This is a genomic window from Neochlamydia sp. AcF65 (genome assembly GCF_018342435.1).
Taxonomy (GTDB): Bacteria; Chlamydiota; Chlamydiia; order Chlamydiales; family Parachlamydiaceae; genus Neochlamydia.
Map to the genome: position 1 here is coordinate 28,121 of NZ_JAEMUE010000039.1, position 23,774 is coordinate 51,894.

At 38.6% G+C, this 23,774-nt stretch carries 18 protein-coding genes and 1 tRNA gene; 6 read left to right on the forward strand and 13 right to left on the reverse strand.

Annotated elements, in window-relative coordinates; genetic code table 11:
- The first annotated feature begins 246 nt into the window (after positions 1-246).
- From NEOC65_RS04380 to NEOC65_RS04390, 3 genes are read left to right on the forward strand one after another with little or no spacing between them, the layout of a single operon-like run.
- The gene (locus NEOC65_RS04380) at positions 247-2,427 is read left to right on the forward strand and encodes an HD family phosphohydrolase (RefSeq protein ID WP_213151059.1); all 2,181 of its coding nucleotides are present in this window, start codon (positions 247-249) and stop codon (positions 2,425-2,427) included.
- Complete coding sequence (locus NEOC65_RS04385) at positions 2,396-3,205, forward strand: SDR family NAD(P)-dependent oxidoreductase (RefSeq protein WP_213155859.1); 810 nt, start codon at positions 2,396-2,398, stop codon at positions 3,203-3,205. Before NEOC65_RS04380 ends, NEOC65_RS04385 begins: the two co-directional genes overlap by 32 nt.
- Positions 3,202-4,368, forward strand: a complete 1,167-nt coding sequence (locus NEOC65_RS04390; protein WP_166154777.1) for a DEAD/DEAH box helicase — start codon at positions 3,202-3,204, stop codon at positions 4,366-4,368. The genes NEOC65_RS04385 and NEOC65_RS04390 overlap by 4 nt, the downstream gene beginning before the upstream one ends.
- Positions 4,369-4,749: 381 nt before the next feature.
- Here the strand turns inward: NEOC65_RS04390 and NEOC65_RS04395 are convergent, their stop codons facing one another.
- From NEOC65_RS04395 to NEOC65_RS04430, 8 genes are all read right to left on the reverse strand, one after another.
- Positions 4,750-6,648: a gamma-glutamyl-gamma-aminobutyrate hydrolase family protein gene (locus tag NEOC65_RS04395; protein WP_213155860.1), complete on the reverse strand. Its 1,899-nt coding sequence runs from the start codon at positions 6,646-6,648 to the stop codon at positions 4,750-4,752.
- A 125-nt stretch (positions 6,649-6,773) separates the two neighbouring features.
- On the reverse strand, positions 6,774-8,543 hold the full coding sequence (locus NEOC65_RS04400) for a phospho-sugar mutase (RefSeq protein WP_213155861.1): 1,770 nt from the start codon (positions 8,541-8,543) through the stop codon (positions 6,774-6,776).
- 419 nt (positions 8,544-8,962) lie between these two features.
- The gene (locus NEOC65_RS04405; RefSeq protein WP_213155863.1) at positions 8,963-9,673 is read right to left on the reverse strand and encodes an ABC transporter ATP-binding protein; all 711 of its coding nucleotides are present in this window, start codon (positions 9,671-9,673) and stop codon (positions 8,963-8,965) included.
- Positions 9,666-10,739, reverse strand: coding sequence for a FecCD family ABC transporter permease (locus tag NEOC65_RS04410; protein ID WP_166154785.1), 1,074 nt, complete (start codon positions 10,737-10,739; stop codon positions 9,666-9,668). The genes NEOC65_RS04405 and NEOC65_RS04410 overlap by 8 nt, the downstream gene beginning before the upstream one ends.
- Before the next feature lies 1 nt (position 10,740).
- Positions 10,741-11,937: an ABC transporter substrate-binding protein gene (locus NEOC65_RS04415; protein ID WP_213155865.1), complete on the reverse strand. Its 1,197-nt coding sequence runs from the start codon at positions 11,935-11,937 to the stop codon at positions 10,741-10,743.
- 181 nt (positions 11,938-12,118) lie between these two features.
- Positions 12,119-13,720: a chaperonin GroEL gene (groL, locus tag NEOC65_RS04420; RefSeq protein ID WP_213155866.1), complete on the reverse strand. Its 1,602-nt coding sequence runs from the start codon at positions 13,718-13,720 to the stop codon at positions 12,119-12,121.
- 258 nt (positions 13,721-13,978) lie between these two features.
- Positions 13,979-14,170 (reverse strand): hypothetical protein, encoded by a 192-nt coding sequence (locus NEOC65_RS04425; RefSeq protein WP_213155868.1) that lies wholly within the window; start codon positions 14,168-14,170, stop codon positions 13,979-13,981.
- A gap of 138 nt (positions 14,171-14,308) precedes the next feature.
- Positions 14,309-14,536, reverse strand: a complete 228-nt coding sequence (locus NEOC65_RS04430; protein ID WP_213151044.1) for a hypothetical protein — start codon at positions 14,534-14,536, stop codon at positions 14,309-14,311.
- A 596-nt stretch (positions 14,537-15,132) separates the two neighbouring features.
- On the opposite strand from NEOC65_RS04430, the gene NEOC65_RS04435 reads away from it, so the two are divergent.
- Complete coding sequence (locus tag NEOC65_RS04435; RefSeq protein ID WP_213155870.1) at positions 15,133-16,686, forward strand: leucine-rich repeat domain-containing protein; 1,554 nt, start codon at positions 15,133-15,135, stop codon at positions 16,684-16,686.
- Between the two features lie 161 nt (positions 16,687-16,847).
- On the opposite strand, the gene NEOC65_RS09955 is transcribed toward NEOC65_RS04435, so the two are convergent.
- From NEOC65_RS09955 to NEOC65_RS04455, 4 genes are all read right to left on the reverse strand, one after another.
- Positions 16,848-16,958 carry a transposase gene (locus tag NEOC65_RS09955; RefSeq protein ID WP_213155871.1) on the reverse strand — a complete coding sequence of 37 codons (111 nt, stop codon included), beginning with the start codon at positions 16,956-16,958 and terminating at the stop codon, positions 16,848-16,850.
- Between the two features lie 292 nt (positions 16,959-17,250).
- Positions 17,251-18,528: an OmpP1/FadL family transporter gene (locus NEOC65_RS04445; protein WP_213155873.1), complete on the reverse strand. Its 1,278-nt coding sequence runs from the start codon at positions 18,526-18,528 to the stop codon at positions 17,251-17,253.
- Positions 18,529-18,619: 91 nt separating this feature from the next.
- Positions 18,620-19,450, reverse strand: coding sequence for a 16S rRNA (cytidine(1402)-2'-O)-methyltransferase (gene rsmI, locus NEOC65_RS04450; RefSeq protein WP_213155874.1), 831 nt, complete (start codon positions 19,448-19,450; stop codon positions 18,620-18,622).
- Positions 19,451-19,532: 82 nt separating this feature from the next.
- Positions 19,533-19,603 (reverse strand) — tRNA-Cys (locus NEOC65_RS04455).
- A gap of 214 nt (positions 19,604-19,817) precedes the next feature.
- Here NEOC65_RS04455 and NEOC65_RS04460 point away from each other — a divergent pair.
- A complete protein-coding gene (locus NEOC65_RS04460) occupies positions 19,818-21,236 on the forward strand; it encodes a hypothetical protein (protein WP_213155875.1) in 1,419 nt (472 codons plus the stop codon).
- 81 nt (positions 21,237-21,317) lie between these two features.
- Here the strand turns inward: NEOC65_RS04460 and NEOC65_RS04465 are convergent, their stop codons facing one another.
- Entirely contained in the window at positions 21,318-22,442 is a 1,125-nt protein-coding gene (locus NEOC65_RS04465) for an acyl-CoA desaturase (protein ID WP_213155876.1), read from the reverse strand.
- A 152-nt stretch (positions 22,443-22,594) separates the two neighbouring features.
- On the opposite strand from NEOC65_RS04465, the gene NEOC65_RS04470 reads away from it, so the two are divergent.
- Positions 22,595-23,773 carry an efflux RND transporter periplasmic adaptor subunit gene (locus NEOC65_RS04470; protein WP_213155877.1) on the forward strand — a complete coding sequence of 393 codons (1,179 nt, stop codon included), beginning with the start codon at positions 22,595-22,597 and terminating at the stop codon, positions 23,771-23,773.
- The last annotated feature ends 1 nt before the right edge of the window (position 23,774 follow it).

Sequence of the window (23,774 nt, forward strand, 5' to 3'; positions counted from 1 at the left end):
TGCAAGAGAGACGTTAACAAGAAAGAAATAAGCTAGCAGCTGTAAATTAGGGCATCTAGCCTCTAAAAAATTGTCGCATTTATCTTTGCAGCATGGCATGGCTCATGATTTGAGGGGGCAGCAACAAATAAAAGTGGGGATTAATTTTAATTAATATGTTATGATGGTGACTTGATGTAACTCTTGGTTCACTAAGCATTTTATAGGATGGGAACAAGAATTTATAGAAGATTAGGATAAAACAATATGAATGACAAAGCGAGCGAGATTGCCAACTATAATGAGTTAAAGTTTTCCCGCGAGCAAGGTTTTTTTGACAAAAGTTTTGGAATACGTTTACTCATTGGTACTATTTTTTTCATTTGCTTTTTTGCTTTTCTCCACTTTCGAGAAGTTCGTGTAGAAGTGCTTGAGTTAAATAGTATTGCTCCTAACTATACTGTTACACAAGTAGATTTTGACTTTTATGATGAAGAAGCCACCATCATTTTAAAACAAGAAGTAGTTAAAGATGTAGGCAAGATTTATGCTTTATCTGAAAAGTATGTACGGCAAAGACGAATAGAGTTTGAAAACTTTCTTATCTATAATCAGGATTGGCGCAAATACTCAGAAAAAAGCACTTTTGAAGAAATGTATAAAGGGGTAGATGCCCTGGAAAAAACTCTGTTAAAACTGCGTTTTACTGATCCTCGTACGATGCAGAAGATGCAAGATATAGGGTTATCAACGGAAAATTACTTAGCTTACACTCCAGAAGAAATGGAGGATGTTATCATTCCTTCATCCGTGTGGGATTATGTCAAAGAATTTACTTTTCCTACCACTTTTATATCAAATGTAACGGCTAATTTTATTATTGATTATTTTCAAGCTAAAACCTGGAAAGTTCAAGAAGATTTTCCCGCTTATCGCTACATTAGTAGAAAAATTCAAGCTTTAGTGCCTGATAAGTATACGCATGTAAGTGCAGGAAGTCGGATAATAAATCAGGGCGATAAAGTAACTGCTCGGCACATTGCCATGTTGCAAGCCATGAAAAAAGCTTTAGGGGAAAGCCGCAACCTATGGCATCCTTTGACTTTGCTGGGTAGCTTTGTTATGGCTTTGCTTTTGACAGGTATTTGTGTAGCCTATTTTCATGTTAATAGCCCCTCTATACTAACCTCTAATCGTAAGCTATTTCTCATTGTTACCATTGTGCTCCTCACTCTAGGGTTAACTAAGATTACCGAGTTTTTTTTACTTAACTCTAAAATCAATTTAATTGAAGTGGTGCGATATCCTCTATTCGTTCCCTTTGCAGCTATTTTACTTTGTAGTTTGATGAATTCAGCTGTTGCCACTTTTGTAAGCGCTCTTTTAACCTTTATTTTCACTATGACCCTGGCGTTTGATCGGCAAGGGTTTATGATTCTAAACTTAGCCACTGCCTTAGTGGCCATCTTAAGTACTCATTCGCTGCGTAAACGTAAAGAAATATTTGTAGTCTGTGGCAAAGCCTGGGTTAGTGCAGTGGGACTGATATTAGCCATGTCTTTCTATAATAATTCTTTATGGAATTTTTCTCTTTTTCCCGATATTATGTGTGTAGCTTTTTTTCTACTTTTAAGTGCTATCCTCGTGGTAGGGCTTCTACCTCTTTTCGAATCAGTCTTTCGTATCATGACCGATGTCACTTTAATGGAATACATGGATCCTAATAACGATTTGCTACGCCGTCTGACTATAGAAGCCCCCGGTACCTATCAGCATTCGGTAGTTGTGGGTAATCTAGCAGAGTCAGCTGCTTCTGCTATAGGAGCTAATGGACTTTTTTGTAGAGTGGCCACCTTGTACCATGATGTGGGCAAGTTGGCAACCCCTCAATATTTTACTGAAAACCAACAAGGAGGGATGAATATTCACCAATTGCTAACGCCTTTAGAATCAGCACAGGTGATTTTGGCTCACGTCAGTGAAGGTGTAGCTATGGGGCGCAAAGCAGGTCTGCCTGAACAATTCATCGATATTATTAAAGAACATCATGGAACTACGCGGGTCTATTATTTCTATCGTAAGCAATTAGAAAAAATGGAGGGGGATATCGATCGGGTGGATGAAAAAGATTTCCGCTATTCAGGACCTAGGCCACGTAGCAAAGAATCTGTCATCATTATGATTGCGGATACCCTAGAGGCTGCTTCAAGATCTTTAGATAAAGTAACTGAGCATACTTTATCCGAGTTGTCTAATCGCTTAATTCGTGAAAAAGCAGATGATGGGCAGTTTGATGATTGTTTACTGACTTTTGAAGAATTAGCTATGGTGAAAGAAACATTGATTAAAACACTGGTGGCTTCAGGTCACTCTCGTGTCAAATATCCTACCAAAGAGCTTAAAAAAGAAACAGCTAATGGTGAAACAATTCCTTCCTGTGAGGCTTAGAGTGCCAGCCCCTTCTTTAGCATTAGTGACCGGTGCTACCTCAGGAATTGGCTATGCTCTTTGTGAGGTTCTAGCTTCTGAGGGCATTCGTTTAATTATAAGTGGCCGTCATCTTGTTCAGCTGGAAAAAGCTGCGCAAGTCTTAAGGCTAAAAGTAAGCGTGGAGACTGCCCCAGCAGACCTTTCTACCTCAGAAGGAAGGCAAGCTCTCGTAAAGATTATTCGTCAACAAGCTCCGGATCTAATTATCAATAATGCTGGTTTTGCTTTATATAATGAAGCTATTAACTATACTACAGAACAACAGATGCAAATATTAGAGGTTAACGGTGTGGCTTTACTTGAATTAAGCCTTGAGGCCGCTAAAGCTATGGAAAAAGCTAATAAAACAGGGGTAATTATGAATGTCTCTTCGGTGGCTGCATTTTTTACATTTCCTTATTTCTCGGTATATGCTGCCTCCAAAAGCTTTGTGAATAAGCTGTCCTATTCTTTAGATTATGAGCTGCGTTCGAAAGGAATAAGAGTTTTGGTAGCTTGCCCAGGCATGGTTGACACTAATTTTAGAATCCGCGCAGGCGGAAATCCTGCGATTAATAAAAAGGGCATTATGACTTCTCAGTTTGCTGCTGAACAGATATGGAAGCAAATTAAAAGCTTAAAAACTATCAATGTTTTTAACTGGAAATACCGCTTAGCTGTCTTCTTTCGTCATTTTATCCCTAGTTTTATATCTATAAAAATTCTTGCGAATAATATTAAAAAACGGTGCCAATGACATTATTTGAAAATATGAACCTTGATCCTTTGATTCTTAAATCTCTTGAAAGGATGCAATACAAACAACCTTCTGCTATTCAAGCCCAAGCTATCCCCTTGATACTACAAGGAAAAGACCTTATCGCTTTGTCTAAAACAGGCTCAGGTAAAACAGCCGCCTGTGCAATCCCGATTTGTAATAAAGTAAATCCTGACTCTCCTCACGTACAAGCTCTTATCATTGTTCCCACGCGTGAACTGGCTATGCAATATGCCACGGAAGCTCAAAAAATTGGCTATGAAAAAAAAGTGAAAGCTTTTGCTATTTTTGGAGGGGAAGATGCGACCATGCAGCAAGCTAAACTAAAATCGGGTGTGCAGGTGCTAGTAGCTACACCAGGGCGTTTAATTGACTTTATCTATAGCCGACAAATCGACTTGACACAAGTAGATATCCTAGTATTAGATGAAGCTGATGAAATGCTTGGCATGGGTTTTTATGATGACCTGGCCTTCATTATTAATTGCCTGGTCCATGAGCATCAAACGTTATTATTTTCTGCGACGATGCAAGAAGAGATTCGTAGCATGGCAAAAAAACATATGAAAGCGCCGCAAGAAATCTCTTTGTTGTCAAATGAAGTCTCTCCAGAGTCAATAGAGCATCGCTTTTTATATTGCCGTTATGATCAGCGAGATCAAGCTTTATGTAGCTTATTAGAAGAATTAAAGCCTAAGCAAACCATTATTTTTTGCCATTCAAGAATCCAATGCGAAAAAGTTTGCCGAACGTTGCAACGTAAAATGGGGGATGTTGATTTGTTGCATGCGGGATTGGGTCAAGATGTACGTTCTATAATTACCAATAAATTTCGCCATGGCAAAATACGTCATTTAGTAGCTACTGATATTGCGGCAAGAGGCTTAGATTTTTCTAATATCACCCATGTGTTTATCTATCAACTTTCTGATAGCCCCGATGTATATGTCCATCGCTCTGGCCGTACGGGCCGTCAAGAGCGGGCAGGAGTTGTCGTTACTTTGGTGACAGATAAAGAGCTAAAAGCTTTAAGCCGCGTCTTACACCACATTCGACGCAAGCCTATCTGGATAGGAAGTCCTCCTCCTGAGCGTAATCATCCTAGAAAACGGGCGGTTGCTCATAAAAATAATAAATCATAGGCTTCTTAAGTAACTTCTTAATCACTCATTCATCTTAAAAAAGTAGGCATTAAAGTAGAGGAAAAATGATCGGAGAGGAGATTTTTTTTCAGGCTATCCACGTAATTTTTTTAAAAACCCCTCATACGTTTTTGAGTTGCTCCTTATGCCGCCCGGTACTTTATAAAATTCCTCTTGTTAAAGTAAAGAGAAGCTTTTTAAAGGATTGGGCATACAGACTTATGTTTTTTTAAACGTATAATAAGCCTTTTAAGCTACTCCCCATTTTATAAGCCCTCTTTTTAAGTAGAGAAATAACTATTAGAAAGTTTACTTGGTAAGCTTAAGTTTTCAAATCCATAATCATATTTTTGAAAGATGCCGAAAGTGCTCTCAAAAAAATTATCGATGAAGTTTTACAGAATTTTTTAAAGCCGCTAAGGCAATTTTGCGGTAGCGATGGGTATTCGCACTGTCGAAAAATATTTTCCAAAAGAGATCGTTTCTTTTAGACAGAAGGAAGTTTAGGGCTTTATCAATTAACTCTAAAAAAAATGTGTGAGCAGTTTGAGCTTTGAGAAATTCGGGATGAAATTGCAATAATATTAGGGGCGTGGCTCCCGAATGTTTAGCTTCAGAAGCCTTCACTAAGCCCTCATATTCTATTAAAGGCTCAATAAATTCAGTGGCTGCTAATTCCGTGGGAATCCCCTGATGGTGGGAGCTTAAGCTAATCATAGGCTTTTTTAAGGCTTTATAAGTAAGCCCGTGATAAAATTTTTTCGCACGATGTAATATTTGTAAAACATTGTTATGCCCCTCCACATGTTGCTCAAGCTGGGCTCCAAAATAAACATTGGCTAGCTGGAAGCCTCGGCAATTAGCCATTAGAGGAAGCCCTTGATGATGGACGTAATGCATCATCGACAATTCTAGAAAAGAACGACGATAATCTCTATCCCATTCTGTAGGTTTTTCCTGTTTTCTTCCATAAAGGGCAGGGGGTATATCTTCACCACCAGGCAGTAAGAAAGAATCTACTTCAGAGGCTAATGCGTGAGCTTTTTTTAAAATTGAAGCACAGCTGGGGTAGAGATGAGGGTTTTCAGCTATAGCCTGCATGATGCGTTGAGGAATAGGAGTTTTACTTTTGTGATAGGGGCCTACCTTATTGATTAGAATGTCAGCTTCTTGATTTGTAGCTTCTTTAGTAAGCTTTTGTGGTTGAACGGTAATACGAAGCGGCAGCAAGCCAGCAATCTTATCTAATTTGATGAATACTTTGGGAACACTTAACCCTCGATTCTCAGGATCGACTAAAATAGCTGTAGCGGGTTTAGAAATTATAGCACTTTGACGAGATGGATCATGGGCAGGAAAATCAAACTTATCTAAGTTGCCAAAAAATACTGTATTTTTTAATTCACTTTTTTGGATGGCAGTATCAATGACTACCGCTTCAAGAAAATGTGTGGCTGGCATAATAACTTTATGAAAAGAACATTGGCGTAGAGTGGCGTCCTCAAAACTACAAGTAATAAGCGAGCTGCTTTTAAACGCCGTGTTATGCAGCTCGGCTGCTGTAAACATTACTTCGCGCATTTCACAGTGATTAAAGAAACAATTTGTAAGAGAGGTATTCATAAAAGATATATTCGATAAATTGCATCCCTGAAAAACCACATTTTCTAATTTTGATTTTCCAAAATGATTCCAGCGAAGGGTACAGTGGTTAAAAACAATTCCTTCCAAATCAGCATTCTTAAAAAATTGAAAGTCAGCAGAAAATTCAATATTTTTAAACTCGGCAGCATAGCCATGCTCGGTTAGTAATTTTGCGAAGTTGATTTTATGGCTACCTTCCTGAGAGCTGGGGATTGCTTGGAGAAGTTTCAGAAAAGCCAGTTCAGTAATATAGGGTTTTTGTTCTACGGAAGTTTTATTTTTAAATAAAATCTTTTGAGCCACTAAGTGAGTAGCCATAGCAGTCATAATATTGAAAAAAGCTAGTAGATGCTTTACCAAGGCTTTGCATTTGGCAAGCATTTGAGAAAGAATGGAATAATTGCGTGTGCTCGTTAAATTAGGCATTAAATGATGAATGTTTTTTACTTGGCTTTTTAGAAAAAGAAAATTTTCTTTACTAACTTGCGCCTTAGCTCCCTGACGAATGATTTTAAGAAGATCTTCTCGTTGGGAATAAGAGAGTTGATTCAAAAGTAGCTTTTTTCGAGCAGGATCTATTTCTAAAAAGCTTTGCCTTAAGCAACTAAAAGGATCATCTGAATTTATAGGCATCATACAAAAATTTTTCCTTAAGCTATCTTCAAAATAAGGAGCTTAATTATGTTGAAAAGTTAGTTATTTCTTACTAGCTTTGCTATTCGCCTTCACATAGATAGCATCGCTTGGAAGAAAAAGTGGGGCTAATCATTGCTTATGCTTCCTAGATAATCTTTATAAAGCTGGCATTGAAAGGCTGTTAGAAGAAATTGAGCATGCTTTTTTCCTTCCGCTGCAGCCTCTTCCACATTTATAAAATTTTTCTTTCTCACCCCACAGTAAACTTTAAGCTTGGGTTCTGTTCCTGAAGGGCGAATGGCTAGTTTAGACTCATCAGCTAAATAAAATACCAAAAATTCCGATTTATGAAGAAAAATTTCCTCACTTTTTCCTGTTTTCAAATCCATTCGTTTGGATGTCAAGTAATCTTCCATCCTAATCACTTCAATCCCTCCAATTGCTTGAGGAGGATTTGTTTGTAATGCACTCATTCCTCTTAGTATTTGCTCTTTGCCAGCGCTAGTATCCTTGAATTTTAAAACAAAAGTTTTTTCTACATAAGTGCCATACTTTTGCCAAAGCTCGTGGAGTTTATCTATTAATGTTTTGCCTTGAAGTTTGGTGTGTAAAGCCATTTCACAAATTAATAGGGAGGTGAGGACTGCATCTTTATCGCGTGCTAAAGTTCCATAGAGATAGCCGCAAGACTCTTCAACACCAAATAAATACTGATAACAGGGCAATGAGCTTTCCCATTCACGAATTTTTTCCGCTATATACTTAAAGCCTGAAAGTACATTAAAGCATGGTTTACCATAGCTTTCACATATTTTTTGAAAAAGTTCTGAGGTAACGATAGTTTTCACAAAAGCAGCATTTTTAGGAAGACGTTTTTGCTTGGAAAGTGCTTCTAAAATATGATCCAGCAATAGACAAGCCAGCTGATTACCATCAAGAGAATACATGTGGCCGTGATGGTTAATCACGATGCCGACGCGATCAGCATCCGGATCAGTAGCGATTAAAATTTCTCCCTTAACATACTTAAGGGTGTTTTTGCCTAGCTTTAAGGCTTCTTCTTCTTCCGGATTAGGTGATTTTACTGTAGGAAAATTCCCATCAACAGTTACTTGTTTAGTCACTAATTTTATAGTTGAAAATCCCCAGCTTTTCATAGCTGTAGGCAAAATTGTAATCCCAGTCCCATGCAAGCTAGTGTAGACAATTTTTAAAGTACTGCCTTCCTTTTTATTTTCTTCTGGATAGAGTTGCAGGGGCATGATAGCTTTTAAATACGCTTGATCGATTTCATCTTTTATCCATTTTATAAGGGGGTGATTGAGCTCTTTTTCATACTTAATCATTTTAAGAGCGGTAATTTCATTAATTTCTTTAACAATCAGTTGATCATGAGGAGGTGATACCTGTGCTCCATCTTTTCCATACAGTTTATAGCCGTTATACTGCGCAGGATTATGCGAAGCTGTTAGCATAATAGCAGCGTCACATTTTTTATAACGACATCCGAAGGAGACTAAAGGAGTAGGGCGAATATCTTGATAGATATATACCTGAATGTTGTTGCCTGCTAAAACTTTAGCGCATTCTTCTGCAAACTCACGCGAATAATGACGGCAATCGTATCCAATTAATACAGAAATCTGAGCAGCGTGGGTAGGCTGTTTATTTAAGTAATTAGCCAGGCCCTGCGTACAAGCCCTAATGGTATATTGATTGATGCGATTGGTTCCTATTCCTATGAGCCCCCGTAGACCTCCTGTACCAAAAGAGAGGTTGGTAGAAAATGCATCAGCTATTTCCTCAGGATGTTCTTTGAGTAATTTCTTTATGGTTAACTTTGTCTGTTCATCATACCCTTCTTTAAGCCAGGCATTGATATTACGATTAGTCACCGCATCAAACTGGGTAACGCACAAAATTTGGGTCATAAATAAAATGAAAAATAGAGAGGTGTTAGTTTAAATAAATGATTTTAATATAAAAACATATAAATAAAAAGTAAAAAAAGTTAATTGCTTAGAGAAAAAGCAATTAAAAATCTAAGTTAAAAGCCTATAAGCTTACTGGATTTTTTAGGGTAGGCATATTGCCTGAAAGATAAGAAAGCTGCTTGTATGATCAAATAATAATACGCTTTTTGAGCAACTCTTTATGTAGCCATACACTTAATAAAAAGCTCGTTTTTACGGGGAGAGTCAGCTTAGAAAAAGGTTAATTCTTTTTGACTAAACAGACGTAGTTGCTTTAAAAGGTGTAAGCTAAAATTTAAGGTATTCATGCAAGAAACAAAGCTATTCCTTTAAAAGCTCCCTCATAGGTGGGCTATTTCAAACACTTCGTAAAGCAAAGAGGAGGATTTCATGGCGGCAAAGGGTCCTTGATAGAAAAGACATCCCTGCTTCAAAACGGCTACTTGATCGCAAAAACGTTCAGTGGCATATAAATCATGGTTGGCTACAATAATTAATTTATCTTCTTGAGACAATTGGCGCAGTAAATTCCATATTTCTAGTTGATGTTTGATATCTAAATTAGAGGTAGGTTCATCTAATACCAATATAGGCGATTGCGTGACTAACGAGCGAGCAATATAAATTCTTTGCCTTTCTCCTTGCGAGATTTCAGTTATACGTTCATCTCTTAAATGCCAACCATTGACTAATTCTAAAGCCCACTGAACTTTAGCTTTTTTTTCTTTTTTTCCAAGGTCATGGCGAGGATAAGTGCCCATTTCCACCATTTCAGCTACGCTAAAAGCAAAATGGGGCTGTGGATTTTGAAGAACGAGGGATAAGGTGCGGCTAATTGTTGTCCTATCCTGAGAGAGGAGTTCTTGGTTATTCCAAAATACCTCTCCCGCGGTAGCTTTCCATATACCTGTCAAAGTTTTAAGCAAAGTACTTTTTCCTGCACCATTAGGGCCAATAATACCATAGATAGAGCCAGGTATAAATTTTAAAGAAATATTATCGATTAGGACTTTATGGCCTACTTTATAAGTTAAATTCTTTAATTCAAGCATTAATTTCCTGTAAGTTAGCAGCCAGAATGAAAGCTAGTGGAAGCATACACGCATAGTCTCCTTTTCTGAACAAAGCGTGCCTATAACGACTTCCCATTAAAATACAAAGAAAAAAGATTCCTCCCATTATACCTGAGATATTTCCTATAGAAAAAGCTTGCAAGGAAAAAAAGCGCAAGCCTACATCCATAGCAGTTAAAATAGCACCACCGCCAAGAATAGCAAGAGGGATCAGTTGCTGGTTATTAGGACCTGCAAAGCGGCGAATAAGATGGGGGAGTAGAAGACCAAAAAATGCTATATTTCCCACCGCGGCAACAGCGCCGCTAATTAATAAAGAGATACTTAAAAATAGCCGCCAGCGAATTTTATCTACTTCTACCCCTAGATTTTTAGCTTCTTCCTCTCCAAAGGCCATGATATTGATTTCTTTGCTATAGAGCCAGCAACTTGAGAGGCCAAAAAGAGTAAGAGGAAGTTGCAAATGCACATGCATCCAGCTGCGATCAGAGGTAGACCCAGCCTCCCATTCGGTTAAAGTTTGTATAATATGCCAGCGATCTCGAAAAGCATAGATAATAGAGCTTTGAATAGTAACTATAAGCGTAGACACAGCAATACCTGTCAAGACCATATGGGTTAATTCCACATACCCTTTTCTACGAGAAAGAGAGTAGACGACAAGCAGGGTACCTAAACAACCAATAAATGCGGCAATAGGGATAGCGTAGGGATAATGGTAGTGTAATTCACAAATAAAAATTATCACAACCAGTAGGCTGCCTCCCGCTGGGATTCCTAAAACACCAGGAGAGGCTAGAGGGTTTTGGAAAAGGGCTTGAGTGACCGTTCCTGCTACAGCTAAAGAAGCTCCTGTACATAACAATACAATAAGCCTTGGAAGCCTCTCGTCTAAAAGAGGATTCCAATAGGATGAAGAACCTGATAATTGTGCTAACGCATCTTTCCACACTTGAATAAATTCTGTCTCGCCACTTGTTAAAGTAAGGATGATAGATAAAAGGAGAATCAAATAAAGGATAACGTATAAAAGATGCTTATGCATTTTAATTGACTCGCGTTAACGCTGTATACAAATCATAATAAGCCAAAACCATATACTGGGAAGGACTTTCTTGAATGGCTTCATTTACAAAAGCAATAGGTTTATTTGTCTTTTCTTTTAATAGGCAGAAGAGTTGTTTTTTAAGGAAACTACGCTTATTACTATCCATATCAGAGGTAGCAATAATGATATAATCTGGATCCATCTGCCTAATGTGCTCTTGATGGATGGGTAGTGTCCAAGCGTGCTTATGTGAATTTCCCGCGCTGCCCAATAATTGTTTAACGCCCATACGATTGAGTAGCTTGCCTGTAAGGGTATGAGAGGAAGGCGTTGAAAAGGTCAGATGGTGCTTAAGGAAAAGAACTTTAGGGGGTAGATGGGTAGAAGGGAAGGTGCTGCTTATCATGTTAAAGCGATTATCAATAGCTAGCATAGCCGCTTCAACAAAATAATTTAGCAGCTCAGCTTCTATCGGGCGATTGATGATGTGTCCAATACGAAGTAGGGCATTTTGAACTTCTTCAGGCGAGTTAACATGTTTTAAAGTAAAGAGGGGAATCCCTTGCTTTTTTAAGGCTTCCAGTGTGGAGGGGTTTGAATAGTCTGCTACAAAAGCGATATCAGGGCGGGCATTGTACAATTTTTCTGTATGATAGCGATCTGCATCTAAAGCAATAAGATGGGTGAGCTTTTTAGGATAGATAGCGGCCTGCTTGCGCATTCCAGCGGGTAAAGCAACGATCAATTCGGGCTCACTAAGCGCTAACAAAAAGCTTGCTGCCACAAAAGTTTGCGGAAGAAAGCGTTTATAAGAAGTTGATAAATCAAATATGTTCCCATTATCATCTTGAATAGAGGGAAGACGGTAATGATCATGAAGAAGATTAAGATCTTCTCTAGAACTATTATTAATTTGCCTTGCCAAAAGCTGGCATCTTAGAAAATCCTCTCTTAACAAGCGCTTGACAGTGTTATAGCCATACTGCTCCATGATTTGAGCATCATGGTCCCAGTCAGTGATGAGCTTACTCATCATGGAGTAATCTCCATTTAACGCTTGATGAATGTTTTCACGTTGGAGAGTAGAGAGGTATTTAAATATAGAGGGTAGGGGCCTAGAGGAAGGACAAGGGGGATACAGGTCGGATAATTGATCATTAGATGGTTTAAAAGCTACAGACCACCAGATGAGCATGATACTAACTGGAAGGACATAAAAAGCAAAGGGGCCAAGAAAATATTTTTTTTTCATTTTTAGATAAAAGGAGGCTCAAATTGAAAAACAAGAGAAGTAGAAAAGCAAGAGGAGTGTAAGGGATGCTAAGCTAGAATGTTTTAGTTTTTCTATCCTCTATCTGGCTTACACTCCACCCTTATTATTTCTGTTTTTCTTCCTCTTCTTCAGCATCGCCGATAAGCGCTTCAGAAATCAGCACAATACCTGCTACGGAAGCCGAATAGGTTAATGCATTTTTTATGACTTTAGCCGGGTCTACTACGCCACTAGCTACTAAATCTTCAATCTTTTCACTCATTACGTTGAAGCCAAAGTTGGCGCTTGCTTGTCGCACTTCTGCTAGCATCACTAATCCATCATGTCCAGCATTAAATACGATTTGCTTAAGAGGGGCCTCGCAGGCAGTGGCCACAATTTTAGCTCCAAGAGCTTCGTCACCTTCCAGTTTAAGGGTAGGGACAATTTGGCTAGCACGAATGAAAGCCACCCCTCCACCAGGCACAATGCCACCTTCAATAGCAGCTTTGGTAGAGTTTAAACTATCTTCGAAAAGTTGTTTTTTGGGCTTGAGCTCGACTTCAGTCACTGCTCCTACGCGAACGACTGCTACTCCACCACTTAATTTAGCTTTACGTTCTTCTAGCTTTTCTTTGTCATAAGTGCTAGTGGTATTATTAATTTCGTTTTCAATTTGCTTCACTCTGGCTTGGATAGCATCGGGCTGGCCAGCACCATTCATAATAGTGGTATGCTCTTTAGTGATGATAACTTTTTCAGCAGACCCTAGGACATGATCAGGAATTTCTTTCATGGAAATTCCTGTCTCCTCCGACACGACTCCTGCTCCAGTCAAGATAGCAATATCTTCTAGCATAGCTTTTCGTCTATCCCCAAATCCGGGAGCTTTTACCGCAGCTACTTTCAAAGTTCCTCTTAGTTTGTTTACTACCAGTGTAGATAATGCCTCTCCTTCTAGATCTTCAGCAACAATGAGTAGATTTTTACCTGTGGTAGCGACTGACTGCAAGATGGGCAATAATTCATGAATGCTATTAATTTTACGATCGATAAGAAGAATCTGAGGATTTTCCATTTCGACAATCATTTTGTCGTTGTTCGTACAAAAGTAAGCGCTCAAGTAGCCACGGTCAAAACGCATCCCCTCTACCATCTCTAAAGTTGTATCTGTCCCTTTGGCCTCTTCAATGGTGATTACGCCATTCTTACCTACTTTTTTTATAGCTTCGGCAATCATTTTGCCCACTTCTTCATCACCAGAAGCTGCCACATTGGCAATAGAAAGGATCTCCCGATCACTTTGTACAGAGATAGCTTGCTTATCTATTTCGTTCACTATTGCTTCAACAGCTTTGTCAATCCCTCTTTTCACGCTGATAGGGCTTGCACCGGAGGCAATTAATTTAATGCCATTTTCTACCATCGCTCCTAAAAGTAAGGTGGCTCGCGTAGTTCCATCCCCACAGGTTTCCTTCATCTTCTGTACGGCTTCTTTAGCCATGGAAATGCCCATGTTTTTATACTGATCTTTTAAGCTAATGTCTTTAACAATCGTGCTCCCATCGTTAGTGATGGTAGGTGCTCCCCAGGATTTTTCTAAGCCAACGTTTCGACCCCGTGGTCCAAGAGTGAATGCTACAATTGTAGAAAGTTCTTTAATACCCGCAAGTAGCTTTTCGCGAGCTTCTTCTTCAAATATAATTTGTTTTGGTGCAGAAGACATTGTTCTTTACTCCTTGTTGTCAACGAATTGTACAAGTTATTTAAAATACAAAAAAAAGTTTGTTTTAATTGCCTATTATAGAGTTAGGGGACTAGATAAACTGAAACCATTCACTTGTTAATCTATCCATCCTAAATACTTTATCCTACCCTTGTAAGGTAGATATTATAGTAACCTTTATGTCCGCTTAGCCTAAATTTTGGTTGCTTTTTTAGCTTTCAAAGGATAGAGACCCCTTTATCAAAAGGCAGATCCATTCTAAGAGGTTGTCCTAGTCTTTAAAAAATTCTGTAAATTACCAAGATTTCTAGTTTCAATTTCACCCGGCGAGCGAAGATAGTGTTTACTTAATTTGTTAGCTAGAAAAGCTGAAAATAAAAGATTGCCTATACCTCTATCTGTACTAATCACTACATTTGCTAGGCAGTGAATCGCAGAAGTTAAATTCATTTTTCTACCTTAATTTGAAAACCAAAAGATATAGGAATCGGGAAAAGTTTGCAAGGAGTTTTAGATTTTTTTAGCACTTCAATCAGAAGAGTGCTAGTTGTCAAAATTTATTCTCGAAGGTTTAATTTTCTAAATCTTTTATAGAAGGGAAGAAAAATTTAGATGCGCTTGAAGAGCATCAAAATCGTTCCCCACTACTCCTTTTTTCCCTTCGACGCCTTTAGGAGAACGTATAGTTTCAGGAGAAATACGCATCATCCACAGTGAATAGTCGAAAAGGTCGTTTTGGATTCCTTGGTTTTCTTTAAGCACGAATATATAAGGGTGTAGAATGTATTTAAGGTCTTTATGTGGATGGAAGGCCATAGCTAGAATCTCCAGGTGAAAAGTCTAATCAACATAGCAAAATCATAAGTAGTGTGGCAAGTAAAAAGCTTATTAGAGTCTCTAGGAGGGTATAAAAAAATTGTTGGCAATTTTTTCTAAGCAGCAGCTTTATAAGAATTCCAGTAAGCTTCCCAATGAGATCATCTAATCTACCTATTTTTAAGTTCAGCATTGCATGAACATTTTCTATCTTCCGCCACGCTCCCGCTATTTTCAGCCTCGTTTGGCATACCTTAAGGTTATCTTCTATCTCGCCTAAAGCCAATGGATAAAACTTTATCTAAAGCACTTTTATAATTCATCAAATCCAATCTTTATTCCATATATCTATAACATCTTACTAAACCATTTTCGAGCATATGCAATCTCATTTTGCTACGCTTTTAGTATGTATTCATCCTTCCTTATCTTCTTCTTGCCAATACTTCTGTTTACATCCATTTGATATTTCACTACTTCCAAACTTAAAGGCTAAGGGTCTTGTTTCTAATATTTTCTTGTATGTTTTGTGTTCTTTTCTATATATTGCCTAAAAAACGATTAAAAATATGCATGACAATTAAAGAGACTATACAATGAACCCTAGCTCTTCTGCCAACATTGAGCATTTACCTAATGAAATACTAGTCCCTATTTTAAAGGCTTGTGCTAGCCCTTCCTTATTTAGCGTATGTGGAAGATGGCGCCATCTGCTAACTAACGAGGTCATGCCTTCTCTTTATTGGCAAATAGGTAAAGTGCATGTTCCTCAAGGAGATGTTGCTAAGCAGGTTATTGTTCTAGATAGGATTTATAAGCTAGAAGAAGAGCTTTCCAAAACAGCAAAGGTAAATGCCATCTTTAAACAAACCTTCACTCTAGCTAGCTCTCTTTCACCTTTAGAATTAGAATTTAAATGGATAACCGAGGAAAAAAGATATCTTACTCTGACTAATTACTCTTCTCATCTGGTGAATATTAATCGCCTGTTAGTGTGGAAAAAAATTCCTGGTGGAGAGAAATACTTAGACCAAGAAAAAATCAAGTATTTGCCTTTAGAAAAGAAAGGAGAGCTGTTTAGAGAGTGGATCATAAGATATGGCAAAAATATTACGAGCTTAAATTTAACAGGAACTGGCTTGACTTCTTTACCCCCAGAGATAGGGCAGATATCACAGCTAAGAGGCCTTTACTTAAGCAGCAACCAGCTCACTTCCCTTCCTGCAGAGATAGGCCATCTGCTTCGACTGCAAGCGCTTAACTTAAGCAGCAACCAGCTTATCTCCCTTCCTGCAGAGTTGGGGCAGCTATCGCAGCTGCAAAAACTTGACTTAAGCAGCAACCAGCTTGTCTCCCTTCCAGCAGAGATAGGACACCTATCGCAACTGGAAATGCTTAACTTAGAATACAACCAGCTAAACACTCTACCTGCGGAAATTGGGCAGCTTTCTCAGCTGCAAGAGCTTTACTTAGAAGGTAACCAGCTTGCTACTCTTCCTGTAGAGATAGGGCAGCTTTCTCAGCTGCAAGAGCTTTACTTAAACAACAACCAGCTTGCTTTCCTTCCAGCAGAGATAGGGCAGCTTTCTCAGCTGCAAGAGCTTTACTTAAACAGCAACCAGCTTGCTTTCCTTCCAGCAGAGATAGGACACCTATCGCAACTGGAAGTGCTTAACTTAAGCAATAACCAACGCACCGCCTTTCCCGCAGAGATAGGGCGGCTATCGCAGCTGCAAAAGCTTTACTTAAGCAGCAACCAGCTAACCTCTCTTCCTGCGGAAATTGGGCAGCTTTCTCAGCTGCAAGAGCTTTACTTAGAAGGTAACCAGCTTGCTACTCTTCCTGCAGAGATAGGGCAGCTATCTCAGCTAGAATATTTTCACTTAGAAGGTAACCAGCTTGCTACTCTTCCTGCAGAGATAGGGCAGCTTTCTCAGCTGCAAGAGCTCTACTTAGATAACAACCAGCTAACCTCTCTTCCTGCCGAGATAGGACAGCTTTCTCAGCTGGAGTGTCTTTACTTAAACAACAACCACCTTACCTCACTCCCTGCCGAGATAGGACAGCTACCAGCTCTACGAAAGCTTCAGGTGAAAGAAAATCCGCTGGAAAATATTCCAAATATAATAAAGCAGCGTTTTTGCTTGTAACTGAAATGGCTTGCGTCTTCATCAGCTAATAGGTTAAAGGAACAAATCATATGCTTAAAAGATTCCAAGAATGTAGAGAGCTTTCCGTCTCATCAAAAGTCACTAATATCTTTTCTTCTTTCTTAGGTAGCATTCATCTCCTCAAATTTCTCAGCAAGCTTCTACCTAGAAAAACAATCAAACATTGTCTTCCAAGGAGGAAAATCATGAGGAAGATGTCTCCATTGGCATCCAGTATAGTTCATATAAAAGATAGCATCAATAAGTCTCATTTAGAAGATTTACAGTGCTTCCCTTCTTTTTCATAGAAAACAGAGAAAATAGGCTTGATTTCTTCCCACTCTTTATCACTTTAAATCCTCAGGATAGCTTTCACGCATGATGCTCCTCCTTTTTGGAGTCTGCTTTCATTTTATCAATAAGCAAGAGTTTCGAGGCACATTCTTAGAGATGATTGCAAGCTTTTGCTTCAGAAAAAGTTTATAAAAAGGCATTAAAATAAAAAAGGGCTAAAACAAAAGTTTTAGCCCTTAAGCGTTTAATTGATAGCCATATTAAACTTGTCTAATAGGTATGGCCCCAAGAGATGCCAAGTACATCGTCAGACTGTTTAATATTGGCTTCTCCTAAGCCAAATGAAGGAGGAATAGAGTTTTTACCCTTAATCTTATGGCTGAAACCATGTCCATAAAATATCGAGATTTCATTACTCGAGTTAAGACAAGCGGTCGCACCTAGTGTAAGGTAATCTTCGATGGTGTCAACAGTCAAAACATTGACAGCTGTTTGAGAGCGTTTGATAGGAGCTCGAGTATGGCGATAGCCAGCACGAACAGTTAACCATTCGGTAAGTTCGTAATCTAAGCCTAAACGATAAAACCATTGATCGCGGAAACCAAAACCGGTACCGTTATGGGCGCCAAGCTTATGAGCTGTTAAGTTATCCTGTAAAGGCCTGTGAAGGGCTTTTACTTTTCGCCAATTGATATATTCGACATCAAAGGCTAAGGTTGCATAGGGGAGTAGACGCCAAGCAAAACCTGCCCCAATTTTTTGAGGGATATTAAGTCTTCCTTTTCCTGCTAAGAAACCCTTGTATTTTTTAAATTTGCTCATGTAAGTTTTTGGCTGATAGGTGACACCAACGCTTAATCTATCTGCCACTTGGCATCTATAACCGAAGGTAAAGCCTACCCCTTGTGAATAGCTATATTTATGGTTCGTCACATATTTTGGAAATTTGCTGAAAATGCCTACGCCAAATGCTTCTTTAGCAAAATTTTGCAACCCTTGAACCCATAGACGTTGAATCATATAATTAAGAGAAACACCAAAATTATGTTTTTCTAATAATTTGATGGAAAATGTGGGGGAAATGGTTTCATGAGCATATTCCATACCTACTTTGGAGGTGCCAAACAAAGGTAATGCATGTTTATATTTGGTCTTGCTAAAGTTGCGGTTATAAACAACTAAGCCTAACGACATGTTGTTTCCCAACATTTTGTTGATACCAAAATCGCCGTTGTAAGCATATTTTGCCTTATGGTTGGCGTCAAATTTGCCATTTACACCGGGAAGAGGTGAAAGATTACCTCTAACTGTAGCTTGGCGTGAGGTACGGGCTACTTCAAATCCTAGATCATAGCGATCTCCCACGTCAGCCATCCCGGCAGGATTAAAAACAGCTGCTTGAGCATCTTGAGGGTAAGCAATACCGGTAGCTGCCATACCAAAGGTTTTTACGCTAGCAATAACAGCGTGGGCACTTGTAGGTGTTAGGACAAGACAGGGCACGAAGCACAGAGAGGCTATCATTTTTTTAAATGAAAACTTTACCACTTTTTCTCCTTTATGTTTGGACTGCTTTAATTAAATAAAGCAGTTTTTAGTGGGTACTGTAGAGTATAAAGGTAAAAAAATCAAATAAAAACTAAAGTTTTTTAGGATGATGAATTTTATTGTAAACTTGTCGTTTAGGAATAGAACGCAGGGTAGCGACCTGTTTGATGGCTTCTGGTAAAGAGATAGCATTTTCTTGCTGAAGCCTAAAAACATGTGCTTCAATTGGTAGGTCGGCCCATTCTTCATAAGAAGGACCAGAATTTTTAGCAATGAGCAACACAATTTCACCTTTGAATTTCTTCTCTAAATGACGGGCAATTAATTGCTGGGCTGTGCCGCGCACTACTTCTTCAAATTTTTTGGTAAGCTCACGGGCGATAACGACTTCGCGATGAGCATCTAGACGATGGATGGCTTCTAATGCCTTCTGAATGCGTTCAGGGGATTCATAACAAATGGAGGTAAAAGGTTGGTTTAAAATTTCTGCAAGAGCTTTTATTAAGACGCCTTGTGGACGCGGCAGAAAACCATAAAATAAAAAATGGTCGGTCTCCAATCCTGAAATGCATAGAGCGCTTATGGCTGCACAGGCGCCGGGAATAGAGGAAACTTTTAAATTTTCTTGTAGGCATCTTTTAACCAGGCGAGCACCTGGATCAGAAATACCAGGGGTACCTGCATCGGAGATTAAACAGATGGTTTTGCTGTTTTTTAAATCTTGGATAACTTGTTCTTCTTTATAAGCTTCATTAAATTTATGAAAGCTAATTAAAGGCTTATGAATCTCATAATGTTTAAGTAGGATCAGGCTATGCCGTGTGTCTTCACATAAAATATAATCGCAGGCTTGCAGAGTTTCAATTGCTCTTAAGGTAATATCTTTTAAGTGACCGATCGGTGTTGCAACTAGGTATAGCAAATTAAATACCTCGAAGAGAGAGGGTAAAGAGCTTTTAAGAATGAGTTAATGTTAAGAGAGAGCTGGAAAGCCTAATAAATTAAGGTGGCACCCAGATTCGAACTGGGGATCGAAGCTTTGCAGGCTTCTGCCTTACCACTTGGCCATGCCACCTTAGTTAAGCAAGAGAACCTTATATCCTATCACCTTTTATACCGTCAATATAAAAATGTTGGACTGATTTTAAAGACTTAAGCTTAAATTTTTTATTTATATAAATATATTTTTAAATAATATTAAGTTTTATATTTTATTATATTGAAGTTTATAAGGTGGTTAACTACAATATTTACCATAAATATAGATTTATTGCTAATATGGAGATAAAATGAACATTTCCCCTAACGGTTCTTACCTCAAGAATCTTTCACCCCCTCGTGAGCCTAAGCAACCCCCACCTACGCCAAGTAGAAATAGCGCTTCTAGAGGAAAACATCCTAGAAACGAAGAAAAAGATTTGCTTTTACCTCCTTTTAAATTACCTAAATTAGAACAGGAGGATACTCCTTCACCCAAAACCAGTCTGGGGATAAAATTAGACTTCGGGGCTGCTTTAAATGAGCCCAAAAAGCTATCTTTCCCGCCTTGTACAAAAAGAGCAAGAACCATCGAAGAGCTTAGCCATGATGAAAAGGATGTAGATAGCCTCAATTGTAAGCATCGCAAATTAGATTTTGATGAGACAGCTTTGCCTAAGAATAAGCCTGCGTTAAAGATCGCTTTTGGGACTTCCTCTTCTCTTCCACCTTTGCCATTTGCTGGCACTAAACCTACGATGCTTTCAAAAAGTTCTGTTTTAGCTCGAAAACTTTTTTCCCTTCCTGGTGCAGGTAAAGTTGCTGAGAAGCCCCAGCGCTTGCAATTTTCACTTCCGCCAAAAGAAGAAAAAAAGCAAAATGCTTTAACTCAAAGTGCTGTTCTTCCTCTTTCCTATTATAAACAAGAATTAGTAAAACCTGAGCTGGAGCTATTGCCGGATGATAAAAAAGGTCTGCTCTATGAGGGCCCGGACTTAGAGGATAAAGCGGGGAAAATATTGATAAAAAAAGGAGAGAAATTAGTTTTAACTTATCTAGGGCATGGAGATTTTCATCATGTATGGAAGGTGGAAAATGTTGATCTGGTGATTAAAATATTGAGAGATGATACATTAAGTGAAATGAAGAGAAAACAATCGATTATCACTACGGAAAGGGCTTATAAAAAACTGTTAAATTTGACTCCTCAGATGAAAGGAATATCTGTTGCCCATATTTATAACATTGAGGATATTTGGGAGAGAGGCTACTACATTTATGAATATATTGCCGGAGAAACTGCTTTTAAAGATATAAAGGATGTATTTTCTCAGATATTTGCTAACCCGGCTTATTACATTGCGGACTTATCGCCTGGTAATGTCCGTACTAAAGAAGATCACAGTGTCATTATTGATCCTTATGATGAAGGCGAGATCCCTTTGCAGCATCAAGCCATTGATCTTGCTCGGGTAATTATCCAATGGATAAAGCATGAGATCAAAGTAGCTCCTTCCTTTACTCCAAATATTGCCGAGTCTGAAACCAAAGAAGATCATCAGCAATTCTATGGTGAGCTAAATAAATTTTACAAAGAGATAGAAACCTATTTGAATGAGATGTCCGCTAAAGAGGATGGACTTTGGCAAGAGACTAAAAATAAAATACAAGATAAGTTAGAAGCGGGGATAAAAAAAGCAGACTTTAAAATTGAATCCATTTATCTATGAACACAAAAGCTTTATAGGCTTCTTTCCTTTGAAAGGCTTTGAAAGCGTTGCCCACACGCCGCATTCAAAGCTTCTTTTTCTTTAGGCATGGGTCATTATTGTTTTAGAAAGCTGCCACCATTTTTTCCAGTCTTGACGAAGGCTTTTTTGTAAGGCTTTCATTTCCCTTTTAATCTCTTTTAATAAAGGAGTTTCGGTGCAATGCGCTTTTAACTCTCCATAATGGCTCTTAAGCTGAGAAAAATCTGTCATCTTTCTGACTATGTTACTAGACAATTCATTAATGATAGGATCCCATTCTACCCTTTTGCTTTCCCACGACTTTACTAATTTTTCTCGAAGCAAGTAGGCATGCTCTGTCACCATTCGCTTTTTGATAGTGTACTTATCGGTCTTACGTAAATGATAGGCTAAACCTAATTTGCTAAGTAGCCAGATCAGCCATTTCGTAGGATCAAACTGATACCAATAGATACCATTGCGATAATCGTTAGCGTAGGTATGGTGATAGTTATGATATCCCTCTCCAAAAGTCAGAAAAGAAATGATATAATTGTTAACGGCCGAATGCTCCTGTGAAAAGGGTTGATCTCCCCAGGTATGAGCAAGAGAGTTAATGAACCAGGTGGAATGATAAAGACAAAATAATCTTACTCCTACGGCAAAAGTTAAAGCTCCTATATAATCATTTAAAAACCAGCCTAAACTGAAGAAAACTAATGAATTGGTTAAAATAAATAAAAGCAGGTAAAAGCGGTGTTGGAAAACAACTAAAGGATTGCTGATTAAATCAGAAACTACTTTAGGGTTGATGGGCTGAGGTTTCTCGATGATCCACAAGAAGTGAGCGTACCAGAAACCTTTTTGGATAGAGTAAGGATCCTGGTCAGTGTCTACAAAGGCATGATGCAGACGATGATCGTAAGACCAGCGTAGAGCACTTCCTTGGCCTGCCATGGATCCAAAAAACAGTAAAAGTCCTTCTAGAAAAAGATTTGTTTTATAAGAACGATGAGAATAAAAACGGTGATAGCCGCCTGTAATGCTTAAGCCAGTAGCATATAAAAGCCCCACGCTTGTCGCCCCCATCGAAAAAGTAGGCTTATTATAATAAAAATAAAAAGGAAGCCAGATAATTAATGCTGCCTGGAAAATGATAAGAAAAATGGTGGGAGACCAATTAACTCCCTTTTTTAAATTTATCATGGAAAGCCATAGGTTATAAAGAATAGATGTTTAAGAGGGGGAGTGTAACGCGCTAAAGTATAAAAGTCAATGTAAGGATAAAATTTATTGTTTGCATTTCCATCTTCTGCTACAAGATAAAAATTTTGATCAAGCACGTAAGATGACAGATTATGATAAAAGTAGATTTTTTACGCCCCTTCTTATTAATAGCTTTAATGCTTTTGCTAGCTACTTCATGCAAAGGTGAAAAATCCTTGCCTCCTCCTCCTTTAGTAGAAGTAAGTGCTTTAACTATTCAAAAAACCACTATTCCCTGGATTTATGAATCGGTGGGCTATGCCGAAAGTTCTCATCAGGTTGAAATCCGTGCCCGCGTAGAAGGTTACTTGGAAGAGATCGCCTATATAGAGGGGGCCGAAGTAACAAAAGGGCAGCTGCTTTTCAAATTAGAACAAACTCCTTTTATAGCGGCTGTTGAACAAGCAAAAGGAAACCTAGCAAGAGAAAAAGCTTTTTTATGGAATGCACAACAAACTGTAGAGCGCTTAACACCTTTGTATGCCAAACATGCCGCCAGCAAAAAAGATTTAGATGAGGCTACAGCCAATTTATCAGCTTCCCAAGCTAGTGTGCAAGTAGCAGAGGCTGCTTTAAAGGTGGCGGAAATTAATTTAAGCTATACTCTCCTAACTTCTCCTATTAACGGTCTTTCGGGAAAATCAAGCTATCGTCAAGGCGCTCTTATTTCCCCTGGCTCTAATCAGCTAATGACTTCTATCACAGCTTTGGATCCTATCTGGATTTCATTTAGTATTTCTGAAAATGAGATTTTAAAAATAGATAAAGAGGTTAAAAATCGTACGTTAGTTTTACCAAAGGATAAAAATTATGGGGTAGAGGTGATATTAGCGGATGGCAGCCGGTATCCTTTTCGAGGAGAAGTTAACTTTTCTGCTCCCACCTATGATCAAAAAACAGGCACCTTGTCGATGCGTGCCCAGCTTCCTAATCCTAACCTTATTCTTAAGCCGGGTCAATTTGTCCGCGTCAAGGTTAAAGGAGCTATTAAACCTAACACCATCTATGTTCCTCAAAAAGCCCTTTTGGAAAGTAAGACCGGGATGTATGTTTACATCGTAAGCGAAGGGAAAGCTGCCATACAAAATGTGACTGTAGGAGATTGGTATGGCGATGACTGGATTATAGAAGAGGGATTGAGAGAGGGAGACCAAGTGATTGTCGATGGTATTAACAAAGTGGGACAGGGCACTCCCATCAAGGTCACCAAGGAAATTAAGGTGGATAAGAGTCACAAGCAAGAGCCCATCTTGCCCCAAATAGGGGAATAAA